This is a genomic window from Plantibacter sp. CFBP 8804 (assembly GCF_014841225.1).
Lineage (GTDB): Bacteria > Actinomycetota > Actinomycetes > Actinomycetales > Microbacteriaceae > Plantibacter > Plantibacter auratus.
On sequence record NZ_JACYTU010000001.1, the window covers coordinates 483,159 to 498,221 of the forward strand.

A 15,063-nucleotide genomic window follows, 5' to 3' on the forward strand; every position below is an offset into this window, starting at 1 on the left:
GTCAGATGGAGGCCAGTTCCCGCGCCTCGACCTGCGTGCGCACGGCCCGGTTGACCGCCGAGACAACTGCCTTGAGCGAGGCCGTCGCGATGTCTCCGTCGATGCCGACGCCCCAGAGGCGCTGGTCGTTCACCTGGAGCTCGACGTAGGCGGCCGCCTCGGCGTCGCCTCCGGCGCTCAGCGTGTGCTCGACGTAGTCGTACAGCGTGACCTCGATGCCGCGCCCGGAGAGCAGGTTGAGGAAGGCCGCGATCGGTCCGTTGCCGGTCGAGGTGCGCTCCTCGACCTGCTCGCCGTCGCGAAGGGCGACCTCGAGGACCACGGTGCCGGTGAGGTCGCTCGACGTCTTCGTGGACTGCAGTTCGAACCGACCCCACTTCGCGTCCGCGACCGTTGCCGGAAGGTACTCGTCCTGGAAGATCGACCAGATCTGGCCGCTCGTCACCTCGCCGCCCTCGGCGTCGGTCTTCGCCTGGACGACGCCGGAGAACTCGATCTGCAGGCGACGCGGCAGGTCGATCGCGTGATCGGTCTTGAGCAGGTAGGCGACGCCGCCCTTGCCCGACTGCGAGTTCACGCGGATGACCGCTTCGTAGCTGCGCCCGAGGTCCTGCGGATCGACGGGCAGGTACGGCACGGCCCATTCGAGGTCGGCGACGTCCTTTCCCTGGGAGACGGCGTCGACGGACATCGCCTCGAAGCCCTTCTTGATCGCGTCCTGGTGCGAACCGCTGAAGGCCGTGAAGACGAGGTCGCCCGCCCACGGGCTCCGCTCGTGCACCGGCAGCTGGTTGCAGTGCTCGGCCGTCCGCTTGACCTCGTCGATGTCGCTGAAGTCGATCTGCGGGTCGACACCCTGCGTGAACATGTTGATGCCGAGCGCGACGAGGTCGACGTTGCCGGTGCGCTCGCCGTTCCCGAAGAGGCACCCCTCGATCCGGTCGGCACCGGCCAGGTAGCCGAGCTCGGCTGCCGCGATCGCGGTCCCGCGGTCGTTGTGCGGGTGCAGCGAGATGATGATGTTCTCGCGGTTGGCCAGGTTGCGGCTCATCCACTCGATCGAGTCCGCGTAGACGTTCGGCGAGGCCATCTCGACCGTCGACGGCAGGTTGATGATGACCTTGCGGTCGGGGGTCGCCTCGAGGACCTCGACCACCTGGTTGCAGATGTCGACGGCGAACTCGAGCTCGGTACCGGTGTAGCTCTCCGGCGAGTACTCGTAGTAGATCTGCGTCCCGGGGACGGTCGACTCCATCTCGCGACACTTCCGGGCGCCGTGGAGGGCGAGGTCGATGATGCCCTGCTTGTCGCTGCGGAACACGACGTCGCGCTGCAGGATGCTCGTCGAGTTGTACAGGTGCACGATCGCCTGCTTCGCGCCGCGCAGCGACTCGTAGGTGCGTTCGATGAGGTGGTCGCGTGCCTGGGTCAGCACCTGGATGGTGACGTCCTCGGGGATCGCACCCTCGTCGATGAGGCTGCGGACGAAGTCGAAGTCGGTCTGGCTCGCGCTCGGGAACCCGACCTCGATCTCCTTGTAGCCCATCTTCACGAGCAGGTCGAACATGATGCGCTTGCGCTCGGGACTCATCGGGTCGATGAGGGCCTGGTTGCCGTCGCGGAGGTCGACGGCGCACCAGCGCGGGGCCTCGGTGATCCGACGGTCAGGCCACGTGCGATCGGGCAGCGAGACGTCGAACTGGTCCTGGTAGGCGCGGTAGCGATGGACCGGCATGCCTGATGGGGTCTGGGTGTTCTTCATGATCCTGGGATCTCCTCGTGGGATTGGGGGTGAGCCAATGACGAACTCCGCGACGAGGGAGGCCTGGAACTAGGACTCGTCGCGGCAGCTAAGGAGGAGCAGACCGGAGAACACGTCGTCAGCATAGCACTCCCCCGCGCGGCCGATCAGGTGACCAACGAGGCGAGGTCTCGCACGGACACGTCCGGGAGGTACGCGCGCCCGACCGCGATGCCGATCGCCGGCAGGGTCAGCGGGTCCGCGTAGCCGAGGACGAGCGGACGCTCCTCCGGCTGGAACTTCCCCTTGAAGGCGAGGAGCGAGCGGAACCCGTACACGGGCTCGAGCACGTTCCCGAGGTAGGTCAGGACCCGGTCGATCCCGTCCGTCTCCGGCTGCTCGGCGCTCCTCGAGCGCGCGAGCGGAGCTCCGGAGAGGCTCATCTCCTCGATGCCGTCCTCCTTGAACCGCGCGGCGGCCTCGGCGATGAGGAACTCCATGACGCCGTTCATGCCGTCCGTCCGACGCCGCATGAAGTCGAGGGTCCAACCGACCAGCTCACCGTCGCGTCGGACCGGGAGCCAGCTCGTGACACCGTGCAGCCGTCCGTGCTCGTCGACCGCGAGCAGGAGCCGGACCTCCTCGTCGACGAGCTCGTCGATCCCACCGAGGGTGAACCCCATCTCGGGCAGCTTCCGCTCGGCGACCCACTCCTCGGAGATCTCGGCGATCTGCGCCGCGAGCCCGACGCCGAGCGCCCCGTAGGTCGACCAGACAGCGGTGATCCCCGCACGATCGGCTCGGTTCACGGAGGATCTGATGTCCTGCCAGCGCTTGCCGACCATGCTCCAGCCCTGCGGGTGCAGGACCGTCTCCTCGGCGACCTGCACGGTGCGCCAACCGATCCGGTGGAGCGCTCCTGCGGTCTGCTCGTCCACGCTGTACAACGCCACCGTCAGGCCCGAGTCCTCACAGTGCTCGATGAACCGCTCGAGCACCCCCTGCTCGTGGCGGTGCATCCCGAAGAATCCGCCCGTGGTGACCGCGACCCCGGCGACGATCCGATAGGCGATGCCAGCGTTGCGCTCCGGGTCGAACCAGGTGAGGTTGCCCGGCCAGGTGGCCATGTGCCCGATGGAGTCGCTGCCCTCGGCCAGGAGCTCGCGCAGGCGGCGCTCGTCGGCCGGCGCGATGGCGTTCGCGACCCGGCTCAGCGGCCAGACCGCGCCGAGCAGGATGATGCTCCACCAGACGGGTCCGACGGCGTGGAACACCACGCCGGTGAGCGGCGCGACCGGCACGAAGCCCGGGAGGACGTTCCGCAGGTACGCGGCGGGGACGAAACGCTCCGGCGCCGCACGGAGGACCTCCCACACGTCGGGCCTCGGCGAGAATCCTCCGGGTTGCAGCAGGGCGACGACGACGAAGAGCGCGGCGAGCACGACCCACGACGCGCCGACCAGGGCGAGATACCCCCAGGCGCTGCGTCGGGTGGCCCGCACGGGGAACCCACGACGGAGCACGACCAGGAGCGCCGCCACGACGAGCGGCAGCAGGATCGCCGCCCACAGTGCTATCGCGATCTCGACGGACCGCTGCTGCGCACCGTGCCCCGTCCCGAGCAACGACGAGGGGTGTCCCGTCGGGTGGAGTCGCACCCCCGCCCCGAGCGACAGCGCACTCAGGACGGCGAAGGACACCATGATCGCCGTGGCGAACCAGACCGCGAACCGTCTGCCGCGGAGCAGGCCCCACGCCGCGAAGAGCAGGGCGATCATGGGGACCACCGACAGGAGCACCGCTCCGAAGCCGTCGACGCGCACCAGCGTGAGGTCGCGCAGGCACTGTGCTGACACGCCGACCGTGCGGCATTGCCCGATGACCCGTCCGGCGTCCGGGATGTTCTGTTCGAGCAGGAGCACGAGCGGCGCGAGCGGACCGAGGTGCCGACCGGACAGGAAGGTGATGAGCGGTCCGACGCCCATCATCGCGACCACGGACGCCAGGAGCACCCGGGTCTCGTGGTGCGAGCTCCGCACGCGTCGCACCGACGGGGTGGCCCCGGCGAGCACGATCCCGAGCAGGACGCCGACCAGCGCTGCGAACAGTCGTGCGAGATCCTGCGGGAGCCCCGAGTACAGCAGGACGATCAGGGCACCGACGACGACGAACGCGCGGATCCGCCGACGCCAGAGCGGCCCGTGGAACGCACTCGACGCGGCGAGGGCGCCGAGCGCGCCGGCCACTGGGTCGAAGGCCACGATGCGGGCGACCTCGCCGCTCCAGAACTCGCCGCCGAGCGTGCCCAGGAGTTGGAGCCCGATGGCGAGCGCGTTCCCGGCGACCGCGGTCACGAGCACCGCCAGGAGCGTTTTGGCTGCGCCGAACCGTCGCTCGGCGAGCACCAGTGCGGGGACGCCGATCAGCAGGAAGGCGAGGAGCCCGAGCACCCCGTCGGTTCCCAGGGCGCCGGTCAGGAGTGCCCACCAGTGCCCGTCGATTACGACCTGCTCGTACCCCACGCCCGCCGCCTCACGGATCGCCGACCGCCAGGCCGGCGTCGCCACCGGCGGCGTCCGCCACACGAACGCACTGACCACGAGCACCAGCCCCGTGATCCCGATGCTCATCGGCACCGATCGGATCACGCCGGTCACGAGTCGACCGAACGGCGTCGCCCTCCCCGCGCGCATCAGGCGAGCCCGAATCGTGCGGCGATCACGGGGAGCGCTCGCTCGAACACCGTGTGCACGGTGTGCCAGTCGTGCGCCGTCCCGTCGGAGACGAAGGTCGTCGTCCGCATGCCGGCGGCCGAGGCCATCGCGGCGACCCGCCGGACGCCGGGACCGTAGCGGCTGTCGTCGCTGCCGTAGCCGAAGACACCGACGGTGTCCGCGTACGGGGTGTGTGCGGCGAGGATCGCGGAGGGGGCTGCAGCCTCGTACGCCGTCGCCGACCCGCCGAAGCCCTGTGCGATCGTCGTCGGTCCGATGGACGGGACGACCTCCCCCGAGATGTCGAGGATGCCGCCGTAGCGTTCGGGGTGCGCGGCGCCGAGCTGGATGGAACAGGTCCCTCCCTGCGAGAAGCCGGCGATGAACCAGTCCGTCCGCGATGCGGACACCGGGAGGTGCGCCGAGATCCACGCGGGGACGTCGACCGTGAGGTAGCTCGCCGAGTTGCCGAGCTGCCCGTCGACGCACATCGGGTTGCGGTCCGGAGCACCGAGCTGGTCGGGCACGACCACGATCGGTGCGAGACCCGCATGCGAGGCGGCGAAGCGGTCGAGGATCCCGGCGATCCCAGCCGACGCGAACAGGTCGGCAGGCTCTCCCGGCTGACCGCTGAACGCCTCGATGACCGGCAGTGCCGGCGGGTGTGCGGCCAGGGCGGCCGGTGGCAGGTAGACGAGCGCGTCCCGGTGGGCGAACCCGGAGGTCGTCGCCGGGATGTCCACGTGTTCGACCCGCCCGCCGCTCGGCAGATCGGCGGGTCGCTGCCACGTCGTCGTCGTCCCCCGGGCGGCAGGCAGGGCCGAGAACGACTGGTACGGGCTGATCCCCAGAGCCGCCCGCACCGTCGCGAACTCACCGAAGTCCTGGTTCACGCCGACTGCCCCGATGAGCAGGAAGACCGGGACCGCGAGGCTTGCCACGACGACCCGCCACGCCCTGGTCCGGACGATCGCGGCGATCGCGAGGGCAGCACCGGCGAACCCGACCGCCGCCCACGCACGGGTGACCGGCGTCAGTTCGATCCCGAAGACATCAAGCACGTCACCGAGCAACCAGGCCGTGGCATAGGCGAGGAGCGCTCCACCGCTCGCCACGAGCAGCATCGTCAGCCAGCCGCGAACCGTTCGGCGCCCGGTCAACAGGATGATCGCCAGGAGGACGGCGGCACCGCCGACCCAGACGAGGAGCTCCGGACGATCCAGCCTGATGGCCAGCAACCAGTCGAACACTCGGACTCCTTCTCGCGACCCCGAGGAACAGTATGTCCGCGCGCTCGCGAGCCTGTCGGCCAGATGACGGGTTCCACAGCGGGCCCAAAGCGGACACGCAAGTCACGTTCAGGTAACGGAGGACTCCCACTCGGATCCGCGCGGGTGCACAACGCCGACGGTCGAGCGGATCCGGGTCAGAATCCCAGGCGACCGAGCAGTTTCGGGTCGCGCTGCCAGTCCTTCGCGACCTTGACGCGGATGGACAGGAAGACCCTTGATCCGACGAGTGGCTCGATCCCGGCGCGCGCCCGGGCCCCGACGTCGCGGAGCCTGGAGCCGCCCTTCCCGATGATGATCGCCTTCTGGCTGTCGCGCTCCACGAACACGTTCGCGTAGATGTCGAGCAGGTCGGTCCCCTCTCGCGGGATCATGTCGTCGATGGTCACGGCGAGCGAGTGGGGCAGCTCGTCCTGGACACCCTCGAGCGCGGCTTCACGGATGAGCTCGGACACGCGGTCGACGACGGTCTCGTCGGTGGTGGCCTCGGTCGGGTAGAGGCGTTCCGAGAGCGGCATGAGCTTCGTCACCTCGGTGACGAGGATGTCGAGCTGGTCGTCGGTCACCGCGGACAGCGGGATGACCGCGTCCCAGTCCCGGAGCTCCGAGATCGCGAGCAACTGCTCGGCGATCGTCGTCCGGCTGGCGGTGTCGGTCTTCGTGACGATCGCCACCTTCTTGGCGCGCGGGAAGCCGTCGAGCGACTCGTTGATGAAGCGGTCTCCGGGGCCGAGCTTCTCGTTGGCGGGGATGCAGAACCCGATGACGTCGACGTCGGAGAGCGTGGACTGTACGAGGTCGTTCAGCCGCTGGCCGAGCAGGGTGCGCGGGCGGTGGATGCCGGGGGTGTCGACGACGATGAGCTGGCCGTGGTCGCGGTGCACGACCCCGCGGATCGCGCGACGCGTGGTCTGCGGCTTCGAACTCGTGATCGCGACCTTCTCGCCGACGAGGGCGTTGGTCAGCGTGGACTTGCCGACGTTCGGACGCCCGACGAAGGACACGAACCCCGCTCGGAAGTCGGACGGAGGGGTGGTGTCGTTCATGGGTGCTCCCGGTGGTCGTTGGACGCCTGCTGGGCGTCCTGCAGCTGGTCGTCGCGCTGGGCGATGACGGTGAGGATGCGTCCCCGCCGCCCCTCGACCCGTTCGGCGGTGAGTTCGAGGCCGTTGGTCGACACCGTCGATCCGACGACGGGCAGCCGACCGAGGGCCTTCGCGAGGAGGCCGCCGACGGAGTCGACGTCGTCGTCGTCGAGTTCGAGGCCGAACAGCTCCCCCAGCTCGTCGACCGGCAGGCGGGCGTCGACCCGGAACCGTCCGTCGTGCAGATCGGTGATCTCGGGGGTGTCGGTGTCGTACTCGTCGGAGATGTCGCCGACGAGTTCCTCGATGAGGTCCTCGAGCGTGACGAGACCGGAGATGCCGCCGTACTCGTCGACGACCATCGCGATGTGGTTGGACTCCTTCTGCATCTGCTGCAGGAGCGAATCGGCCTTCTTGGACTCGGGTACGAAGCTCGCCGGCCGCAGGAGCGGCTCGATCGAGCCCACCTCGGTGACGCCGTCGCCACCGAACATCGCTCGCACCAGGTCCTTCAGGTACAGGATGCCGACCAGGTCGTCGATGTCGCCGTCGCTGACGGGCGCCCTCGAGATCCCCGTCTCCAGGAACACCTCGAGTGCCTCGCGGACGCTGAGATCGCGCTGCAGACTCACGAGGTCGGTGCGCGGGATCATCACCTCGCGGACGAGCGTCTCGTTGAACTCGAAGATCGAGTGGATGAGCTCGCGGTCGTCCTCCTCGAGGACCGAGTGCGCGGCGGCCTCGTCGACCATGCTCAGCAACTGCTCCTCCGAGGTGAAGGAGACCGATCGCGGCAGACCCGGGGTCACCCGGTTGCCCAGCGTGACGAGGACGTTCGCGACCGGGCCGAGGACGACGCGTGCGGCACGGATGGCGGGAGCGCTGAAGCGCAACACCGCGCTCGCGTGGGTGCGGCCGACGCCGCGGGGGCTCGCACCGACGAGCACGAAGGAGGTGCCGGTCATGATGACGACCGCGAGGACGAGGACGAGCCACAACTCGTCGATCGACGAGGCCAGTGCGAGGGTGACGAGGACGGCGGCCGTGGTCTCGGCCAGGATCCGGATGAAGTTGATCGCGTTGACGTGCGCACCCGGGTCGGCCGCGATGGCGCGGAGCGCGGATCCCGAGCGGGCGCCCTCTGCCAGGTCGAGGATGTCCGCGCCCGACTGGACGCCGATCGCGGCGTCGGCTGCGGCCATGAGACCCGCGAACGCGACGAGCAGGAACGCGACGATGACGAAGACGGCGACGAGAGACATCAGCTGGTGCGTCGTCTCTCCTGGAGCGCGAAGGCGAGGAGGATGTCCCGCTGGATACCGAACATCTCCTTCTCCTCGTCGGGCTCCGCGTGGTCGTACCCGAGCAGGTGGAGCACACCGTGGCAGGTCAGGAGCTGGAGTTCGTCCATCGTCGAGTGCTTCGCGGCGGCGGCCTGCGTCTCGGCGACCTGCGGGCAGAGCACGATGTCGCCGAGCAACCCGGGCGGCGTCGGGTTCTCCTCGGTGCCGGGACGGAGCTCGTCCATCGGGAAGCTCAGGACGTCGGTCGGTCCCGGCTCGTCCATCCACTGGACGTGCAACTGCTCCATTGCGCCCTCGTCGACCAGCACGATGGCGAGCTCGGCATCGGGGCTCACGTGCATCGCGTCGAGCGCGAACGACGCCAGGGCGAGGATGCGCGATTCGTCGACGGCGACACCGGACTCGTTGTTGATCTCGATGGTCATGAGCGTCCTCGCTTCGGCTGGTGGTCTCTGGCTGCGCCGCGACGCTCGGCACGGTTGGCGAACTCGGCGGCCTGCTCGCGCTCGAACCGCTGCGCCTGTCGGACGGCGTCGTACTCGCCGTAGGCGTCGACGATCCGACCGACGAGGGTGTGGCGGACGACGTCCTCGCTCGTGAGGTGGGCGAAGTGGATGTCGTCGACGTCCTTGAGCACGCGGGTGACGAGCCGCAAGCCGGACGCACCGGTGGGCAGGTCGATCTGCGTGACGTCGCCGGTCACGACGATCTTGGACCCGAACCCGAGCCGGGTGAGGAACATCTTCATCTGCTCGGGCGTGGTGTTCTGCGCCTCGTCGAGGACGATGAACGAGTCGTTGAGGGTCCGGCCACGCATGTAGGCGAGCGGTGCGACCTCGATCGTCCCGGCCGCGAGGAGCTTCGGGACGATCTCCGGGTCCATCATCTCGTTGAGCGCGTCGTAGAGCGGACGCAGATACGGGTCGATCTTGTCCGTCAACGTGCCCGGGAGGTACCCGAGTCGCTCGCCGGCCTCGACGGCCGGGCGCGTCAGGATGATCCGGTTGACCTCCTTGCGCTGCAGGGCCTGCACCGCCTTCGCCATCGCGAGGTACGTCTTGCCGGTACCGGCGGGGCCGATACCGAACACGATCGTGTTCTCGTCGATCGCGTCGACGTACGCCCGCTGCCCGACGGTCTTCGCCTTGATCGTCTTGCCACGCGAGGTGAGGATGACCTGCCCGAGCACCTCCGACGGGGAGGCCGAGCCGTCCTGCCCGAGCATGCGGGCGGAGGTGCTGACCTCCGCCGGCCCCGGGTCGTGTCCTTCTCGGACCATGGTGATGAGTTCCTCTACGAGTCGTCTGGCGGCGTCGGCCTGCGGCGCCGGGCCGGTGATGGTGATCTCATTGCCGCGCACGTGCACCGAGACACCGGGGTGTTCGCGCTCGACGGTCGTCAGGAGTCGGTCCTGTGGGCCGAGGAGACGGACCATGGCGAGCCCGTCCACCAGGAGGACGTGCTCGACCTCCTCCGTCCGCGCAGCGGCGGGTCGGTCTGGGTTCGAGGACTCAGGCTCCGCCAAGGGTGCCCTCCTGCAGGGAACCGCCGAGGACATGCGCGTGCACGTGGAAGACCGTCTGCCCGGCGGACTCGCCGGTGTTGAAGACGAGTCGGAACTCGCCACCCGTGTGCTCCTTCGCAAGCGACGACGCCACCTCGACCATCTCAGCGAGCAAGGAGGGGTCGCCAGCGGCCAACTCCACGACGTCGCGGTACTCGGCGGTCTTCGGGACGACGAGGAGGTGCACGGGCGCCTGCGGTGCGATGTCGGCGAACGCGATCACCCGATCGGTCTCGGCGAGGAGGGTCGTCGGGATCTCCCCCGACACGATGCGGCTGAATACCGACGGTGCTTCACTCATGTCCACCAGTCTAAGGTTCGTGGCGGCCTCATGCGCGGGCTGGTGGATCGTCACCACCGACCGAGCAGCACGTTGAGCGCGGCGATCGCCGCAGGCCCTGCCGTCGAGGTGCGCAGGACGCCGGAGCCGATCCGGACCTCGATCGCGCCGGCCGCTTCGAGCCGCTCGCGCTCCGCCGGCGAGATGCCGCCCTCCGGACCGACGACGAGGACGAGTTCCTCGGCGAGCAGTGCCGACGGGTCGAGCTCCGAGAGCGCGAGTGCCGCGCTGGGTTCGAGCACGAGGACGGTCCGGCCGGCGACGATCGACGCGAGTCCGCGGGTGTCGACGACCTCGGCCACCTCGGGGACCCGTGCGCGGATCGACTGCTTCGACGCCTCCCGCACGATGATCTGCCAGCGCGCACGGCCCTTGACCGCCTTGTCGCCCTGCCATCTCGAGATGCTGCGCTCGGCGCCCCACGGGACGATCCGGTCGACACCCAGCTCGGTCGCCGCCTGGATGGCGAGTTCGTCGCGATCACCCTTGGCCAGCGCCTGCACGAGGACGAGCCCGGGACGGTTCTCCGGATGCACCACGACCGATTCGACGCGGATCTCCAACTCCCCCGGCTCGCTGCGCACGACCGGTCCGGTCGCGATCAGGCCCCGGCCGTTGCCGATCGACGTCGTCTCGCCGACCCGCAGCCGACTCACGGCGACGGCGTGTTTCGCCTCGGGCCCGCGGAGGGTCACCGAGTCGCCGACACCGGTCGATTCGAGATCCTCACGGAGGTACAGCGAACTCATCTCAACCGACGCCGTGGAAGCGGTCGCGGATCTTCGCGAACAGGCCCTGCTGGAACTGCGCGAGCGCCGGAGCACCCTGGCGTCGTCCTGAGGCGAAGCTCTTGATCAGCTCGCGTTCGCGGTGGTCGAGCTTCGTCGGCGTGACGACCTGGACGCCGATCTTGAGGTCGCCCCGGCTGTTCCCGCGGAGACGGGTGACACCGCGGTCCTTGACCGTGATGACCTCGGAGCTCTGCACGCCCGGCCGCAGCTCGACCTCGACGTCGCCGTCGAGCGCGTGGACGGTGACCTGGCGGCCGAGGATGGCGTCGGTCATCGGGACTTCGAGCGTGCACAACAGGTCGTCGCCGTCGCGGCTGAAGACGTCGTGGTGCTTGACCTTCATCTCGAGGTAGAGGTCGCCGTTCGGGCCGCCGGCCGGGCCGACCTCGCCGCTCCCCGGCATCTGCAGACGCAGACCGGTGTCGACGCCGGCCGGGATGTCGACCGAGACGGTGCGGCGGGCACGGAGCCGACCCTGACCCTGGCAGGTGACGCACGGGGTCGCGATGATCGTGCCGTAGCCGCGGCAGGTGCCGCAGGGCGCCGACGTCATGACGTTGCCGAGCAGCGAGCGGACGGCCCGCTGGATGGAGCCGGTGCCGTGACAGATGTCGCAGGTCACCGGTGAGGTGCCGGGCTGGCAGCAGGAGCCGTTGCAGGTGCTGCAGAGCACGGCGGTGTCGACCTCGAGGTCGCGGTGGGTGCCGAAGATGACCTCGTCGAGGTCGAGCTCGACGCGCAACAGGGCGTCCTCCCCGCGTGCGCGACGGGACTTGGGTCCGCGCTGCTGGCCGCCACCGCCGAAGAAGGTGTCGAAGATGTCGCCGAAGCCGCCGAACCCGGCGTCGCCGCCACCGAACCCACCAGCCTGCGGACCGAGGTCGTACTGCTGGCGCTGCTTGGGGTCGCTCAGCACGTCGTAGGCGTGCGTGACCTCCTTGAACCGTTCCGAGGCGTCGGAACCCGGGTTCACGTCGGGGTGCAGTTCGCGTGCGAGGCGGCGGTACGCCTTCTTGATCTCTTCGGGCGTCGCCTCCTTGGCGACACCGAGTGCTGCGTAGTGGTCGGGGTAGTCAGCCACTGAGGGCCTTTCGTTCGAGGTGCGGAAGGTGTTGGGGGACGCGACGAGGATGCGTCACTCGGCGTCGAGGATGCGCGAGAGGTACCTGGCGACGGCGCGGACCGCAGCCATGTTGCTCGCGTAGTCCATTCTCGTGGGGCCGAGGACGCCGAGCCGGGCGATTTCGCCACCAGAGGAACGGTAGTTCCCGGCGAGGACACTCGTGGTCTCGAGGCCGAACGACGCGTTCTCCCGCCCGATGCTGGCGACCACGCTGTCGCGTTCGGACTCCATCTCACCGAAGAGCCGAAGCAGCACGACCTGCTGCTCGATGGCGTCCAGGACCGGATAGATACTGCCGGGGAAGTCGTCCTCGGTGCGGGCGAGGTTGGCGGCACCGGCCATGACGAGGCGGTCCTGGCGCTGCGCCGACAGCTGCTCGCGCACCGCGTCGACGATGCGGACGGCCGCCGCGCGATCGAGGTCGGCGATGTCGGCTGGGACGTCGCCGATCGCGTCGTGGGCGTCGAGGAGTGGACGGCCCGCGACCGCCTCGTTGCACAGCGAGCGGAGCCGCGAGATGAGGTCGTCGTCGACCGGGCTCTCCGTCTCGATGAGCCGCTGCTCGACGCGGCCGTTGTCGAGGATGATGACCGCGAGCACACGGTTCGGGGTGACGCTCACCAACTCGAGATGCCGGACGCGTGCCCGGGAGAACATCGGGTACTGGACGAGCGCGACCTGGTTCGTCAGCTGCGAGAGCAGCCGCACCGTGCGGTGCAGGACCTCGTCGAGGTCGCCGGACGCGCCGAGGAAGGTCTCGATCGCCGTCCGTTGGGCGTTGTTCAGCGGACGGCGATCGGCCAGGTGGTCGACGAACATCCGGTAACCCTTGTCGGTGGGCACCCGGCCGGAAGAGGTGTGGGGAGCTGCGATGAGCTCTTCGTCCTCGAGCTGCGCCATGTCGTTGCGGATGGTGGCTGCGGAGACCCCGAAGGAGTGGCGGTCGACGATCGTCTTGGAACCGACGGGCTCGCGCGAGGCGACGTAGTCCTGCACGATGACGCGGAGCACTTCGAGACCGCGATCCGACACCATCTCGATCTCCTCCCGTCATCCACCCCGGAGCGCCGACCATCAGCACTCGAAGACCCTGACTGCCAATCATATCGTGGCCTCCGCGCGGCCGTCCCTTGCGCGGCCCCGTGCCGCGGGAATACCGTTGGCCGCAGGCGTGGGTCCCTGATGAGCAACACCTGGTGCGATACGCTCAGCTGGACCAATTGAATATCACTCTCCGTGAAAGGTGCGAAGATGTCCGATCCGAACGCTCAGCCGCCCGTCGACCCAGCGAAGGGCGGGTCGGTTCCGCCTGCAGGAGACGGCGCAACGCCCCCTCCCGCAGCTCCGCAGCAGCCGCCCGCAGGCGCCTACCCGCCCCCGCCCGCCGGTGGCTACGCGCCGCCGCCGCCCGCTGCCGGCTCCTACCCGCCGCCGCCCGCAGGCGCCCCGCAGTACCAGCAGCCGTACGCCGCCGCTCAGCCCATGAGCCCGTCGGACGAGAAGCTCTGGTCGACGCTCATCCACATCGGTGGGATCTTCTTCGGATTCATCCCGCCGCTGATCGGCTACCTGGTCCTCAAGGACCGCGGCCCGTTCATCAAGGCGCACACGCTCACCGCGCTGAACTTCCAGCTGACGATGCTGATCGCGCTCGTGGTCGGCTCGATCCTGACGATCGTCGTCGTGGGTCTGTTCATCATCATCGCCGTCTACGTCGTGGTGATCGTGTTCAGCATCATCGCCGCGATCAAGGCGAACAAGGGCGAGCTGTACAGCTACCCGCTCACGATCCAGTTCATCAAGGCCTGATCCGTCGAGTCGCACGAGAACAGCCCCGTCCGGTCCGCCGGGCGGGGCTGTTCTGCGCCTCGGGCAGGGTCAGTCGCCGACCAGACGGCGGACGACCGCGTCGGCGAGGAGCCGTCCGCGGCGCGTGAGCTCCAGCCGTCCGAGCAGGGCCTGCCGTGCGTCGACCAGTTCCTCGGCGATGAGCCCGGCGACGGCCGTGCGAGCCTCGGGGGCGAGCGTCCGGATCGGGATGCCGTCCCGCGTGCGGGTGAGCAGCAGGATGCGTTCGAGCTCCCGGGTCTCGTCGTCCAGGGTCTCCCGGCCGGCGGCCGGGGACTCCCCCGCCGCGATCCGCTGGGCGTAGGCCGCCGGGTGCTTGACGTTCCACCAGCGCACCCCGCCGACGTGACTGTGCGAGCCCGGGCCGACACCCCACCAGTCCTCGCCGGTCCAGTAGGAGAGGTTGTGCCGGGAGCGGTGCGTGTCGTCCGTCGCCCAGTTGCTGACCTCGTACCAGCCGTAGCCGGCCTCGGTGAGGAGATCGTCGGCGAGCTCGTACATATCGGCCTGCAGGTCTTCGTCGGGGGTCCCCACCACGCCCGAGCGGATCTGGCGCGCGAGTTTCGTCCCTGGTTCGACGATGAGCGAATAAGCCGACACGTGGTCCGGAGCGCAGGCGATCGCCGTCTCGAGTGAGACGCGCCAGTCGGCCAGGGTCTCCCCCGGCGTCCCGTAGATGAGGTCCAGGCTGACGCCGAGGCCGGCCTCGCGAGCCCACTGCACGACGAGCGGCACCCGGGCCGGATCGTGCGTGCGCTCGAGGGTGGCGAGCACACTCGGCACCGCGGACTGCATCCCGAAGGACACCCGGGTGAATCCGGCTTCGGCGAGCGTGCGGAGGTAGGCGGCGTCGACGGAGTCGGGGTTGGCCTCGGTCGTCACTTCAGCGCCGGGAGCGAGGTCGAAGTTGTCCGTCACGCCTCGGAGCATGCGGACCAGGTCGTCAGCGGGGAGGAGGGTCGGCGTCCCGCCACCGAAGAACACGGTCGAGACCGGACGGTCGGGGACGGTCGATGACGCCAGGACGGACTTGCCGAAGCGGAGTTCCGCGACCGCCTCGTCGGCGTAGTCAGACTGCTTCGCGCCGCGGAGCTCGGTCGCCGTGTAGGTGTTGAAGTCGCAGTAACCGCATCTGACCCGGCAGAACGGCACGTGAAGGTAGATCCCGAAGTTGCGCTCGTGGGCACCGACGGCCGCCGTCTCCGGGAGGAGTCCGTCGGACGGCGCCGGATCGGCGAGTGGGAGGGCGCTCGGCACGGTCCGT

General features: G+C 69.3%; 13 protein-coding genes. 1 reads left to right on the forward strand and 12 read right to left on the reverse strand.

Annotated elements, in window-relative coordinates; translation table 11 throughout:
- Window position 1: 1 nt before the first annotated feature.
- The 11 genes from leuA to hrcA all read right to left on the reverse strand — a co-directional run bounded on the left by leuA (window position 2) and on the right by hrcA (window position 12,986).
- Window positions 2–1,762, reverse strand: coding sequence for a 2-isopropylmalate synthase (gene leuA, locus IFU11_RS02260; protein WP_086473476.1), 1,761 nt, complete (start codon window positions 1,760–1,762; stop codon window positions 2–4).
- Window positions 1,763–1,908: 146 nt separating this feature from the next.
- The gene (locus tag IFU11_RS20680) at window positions 1,909–4,398 is read right to left on the reverse strand and encodes a bifunctional lysylphosphatidylglycerol flippase/synthetase MprF (protein WP_192018052.1); all 2,490 of its coding nucleotides are present in this window, start codon (window positions 4,396–4,398) and stop codon (window positions 1,909–1,911) included.
- A 35-nt stretch (window positions 4,399–4,433) separates the two neighbouring features.
- The gene (locus IFU11_RS02270) at window positions 4,434–5,705 is read right to left on the reverse strand and encodes an alpha/beta hydrolase (RefSeq protein WP_192018053.1); all 1,272 of its coding nucleotides are present in this window, start codon (window positions 5,703–5,705) and stop codon (window positions 4,434–4,436) included.
- Between the two features lie 176 nt (window positions 5,706–5,881).
- Complete coding sequence (gene era / locus IFU11_RS02275; RefSeq protein WP_086473479.1) at window positions 5,882–6,790, reverse strand: GTPase Era; 909 nt, start codon at window positions 6,788–6,790, stop codon at window positions 5,882–5,884.
- Window positions 6,787–8,091, reverse strand: a complete 1,305-nt coding sequence (locus tag IFU11_RS02280) for a hemolysin family protein (protein WP_192018054.1) — start codon at window positions 8,089–8,091, stop codon at window positions 6,787–6,789. The genes era and IFU11_RS02280 overlap by 4 nt, the downstream gene beginning before the upstream one ends.
- On the reverse strand, window positions 8,091–8,558 hold the full coding sequence (ybeY, locus tag IFU11_RS02285; protein ID WP_079705750.1) for an rRNA maturation RNase YbeY: 468 nt from the start codon (window positions 8,556–8,558) through the stop codon (window positions 8,091–8,093). The genes IFU11_RS02280 and ybeY overlap by 1 nt, the downstream gene beginning before the upstream one ends.
- Window positions 8,555–9,568: a PhoH family protein gene (locus IFU11_RS02290; RefSeq protein ID WP_228498304.1), complete on the reverse strand. Its 1,014-nt coding sequence runs from the start codon at window positions 9,566–9,568 to the stop codon at window positions 8,555–8,557. The genes ybeY and IFU11_RS02290 overlap by 4 nt, the downstream gene beginning before the upstream one ends.
- Window positions 9,569–9,644: 76 nt before the next feature.
- Window positions 9,645–9,998, reverse strand: coding sequence for an HIT domain-containing protein (locus IFU11_RS02295; RefSeq protein WP_064293856.1), 354 nt, complete (start codon window positions 9,996–9,998; stop codon window positions 9,645–9,647).
- Window positions 9,999–10,048: 50 nt separating this feature from the next.
- Window positions 10,049–10,786 (reverse strand): 16S rRNA (uracil(1498)-N(3))-methyltransferase, encoded by a 738-nt coding sequence (locus IFU11_RS02300; protein ID WP_192018056.1) that lies wholly within the window; start codon window positions 10,784–10,786, stop codon window positions 10,049–10,051.
- A 1-nt stretch (window position 10,787) separates the two neighbouring features.
- Entirely contained in the window at window positions 10,788–11,909 is a 1,122-nt protein-coding gene (gene dnaJ, locus IFU11_RS02305; RefSeq protein WP_064293629.1) for a molecular chaperone DnaJ, read from the reverse strand.
- A 54-nt stretch (window positions 11,910–11,963) separates the two neighbouring features.
- Window positions 11,964–12,986, reverse strand: coding sequence for a heat-inducible transcriptional repressor HrcA (gene hrcA, locus IFU11_RS02310; protein WP_085510717.1), 1,023 nt, complete (start codon window positions 12,984–12,986; stop codon window positions 11,964–11,966).
- Window positions 12,987–13,202: 216 nt separating this feature from the next.
- Here hrcA and IFU11_RS20115 point away from each other — a divergent pair, with 216 nt between their 5' ends.
- On the forward strand, window positions 13,203–13,760 hold the full coding sequence (locus IFU11_RS20115) for a DUF4870 domain-containing protein (RefSeq protein ID WP_234993956.1): 558 nt from the start codon (window positions 13,203–13,205) through the stop codon (window positions 13,758–13,760).
- Between the two features lie 69 nt (window positions 13,761–13,829).
- Here the strand turns inward: IFU11_RS20115 and hemW are convergent, their stop codons facing one another.
- Window positions 13,830–15,056 carry a radical SAM family heme chaperone HemW gene (gene hemW, locus IFU11_RS02320; protein ID WP_192018057.1) on the reverse strand — a complete coding sequence of 409 codons (1,227 nt, stop codon included), beginning with the start codon at window positions 15,054–15,056 and terminating at the stop codon, window positions 13,830–13,832.
- Window positions 15,057–15,063 lie beyond the last annotated feature (7 nt).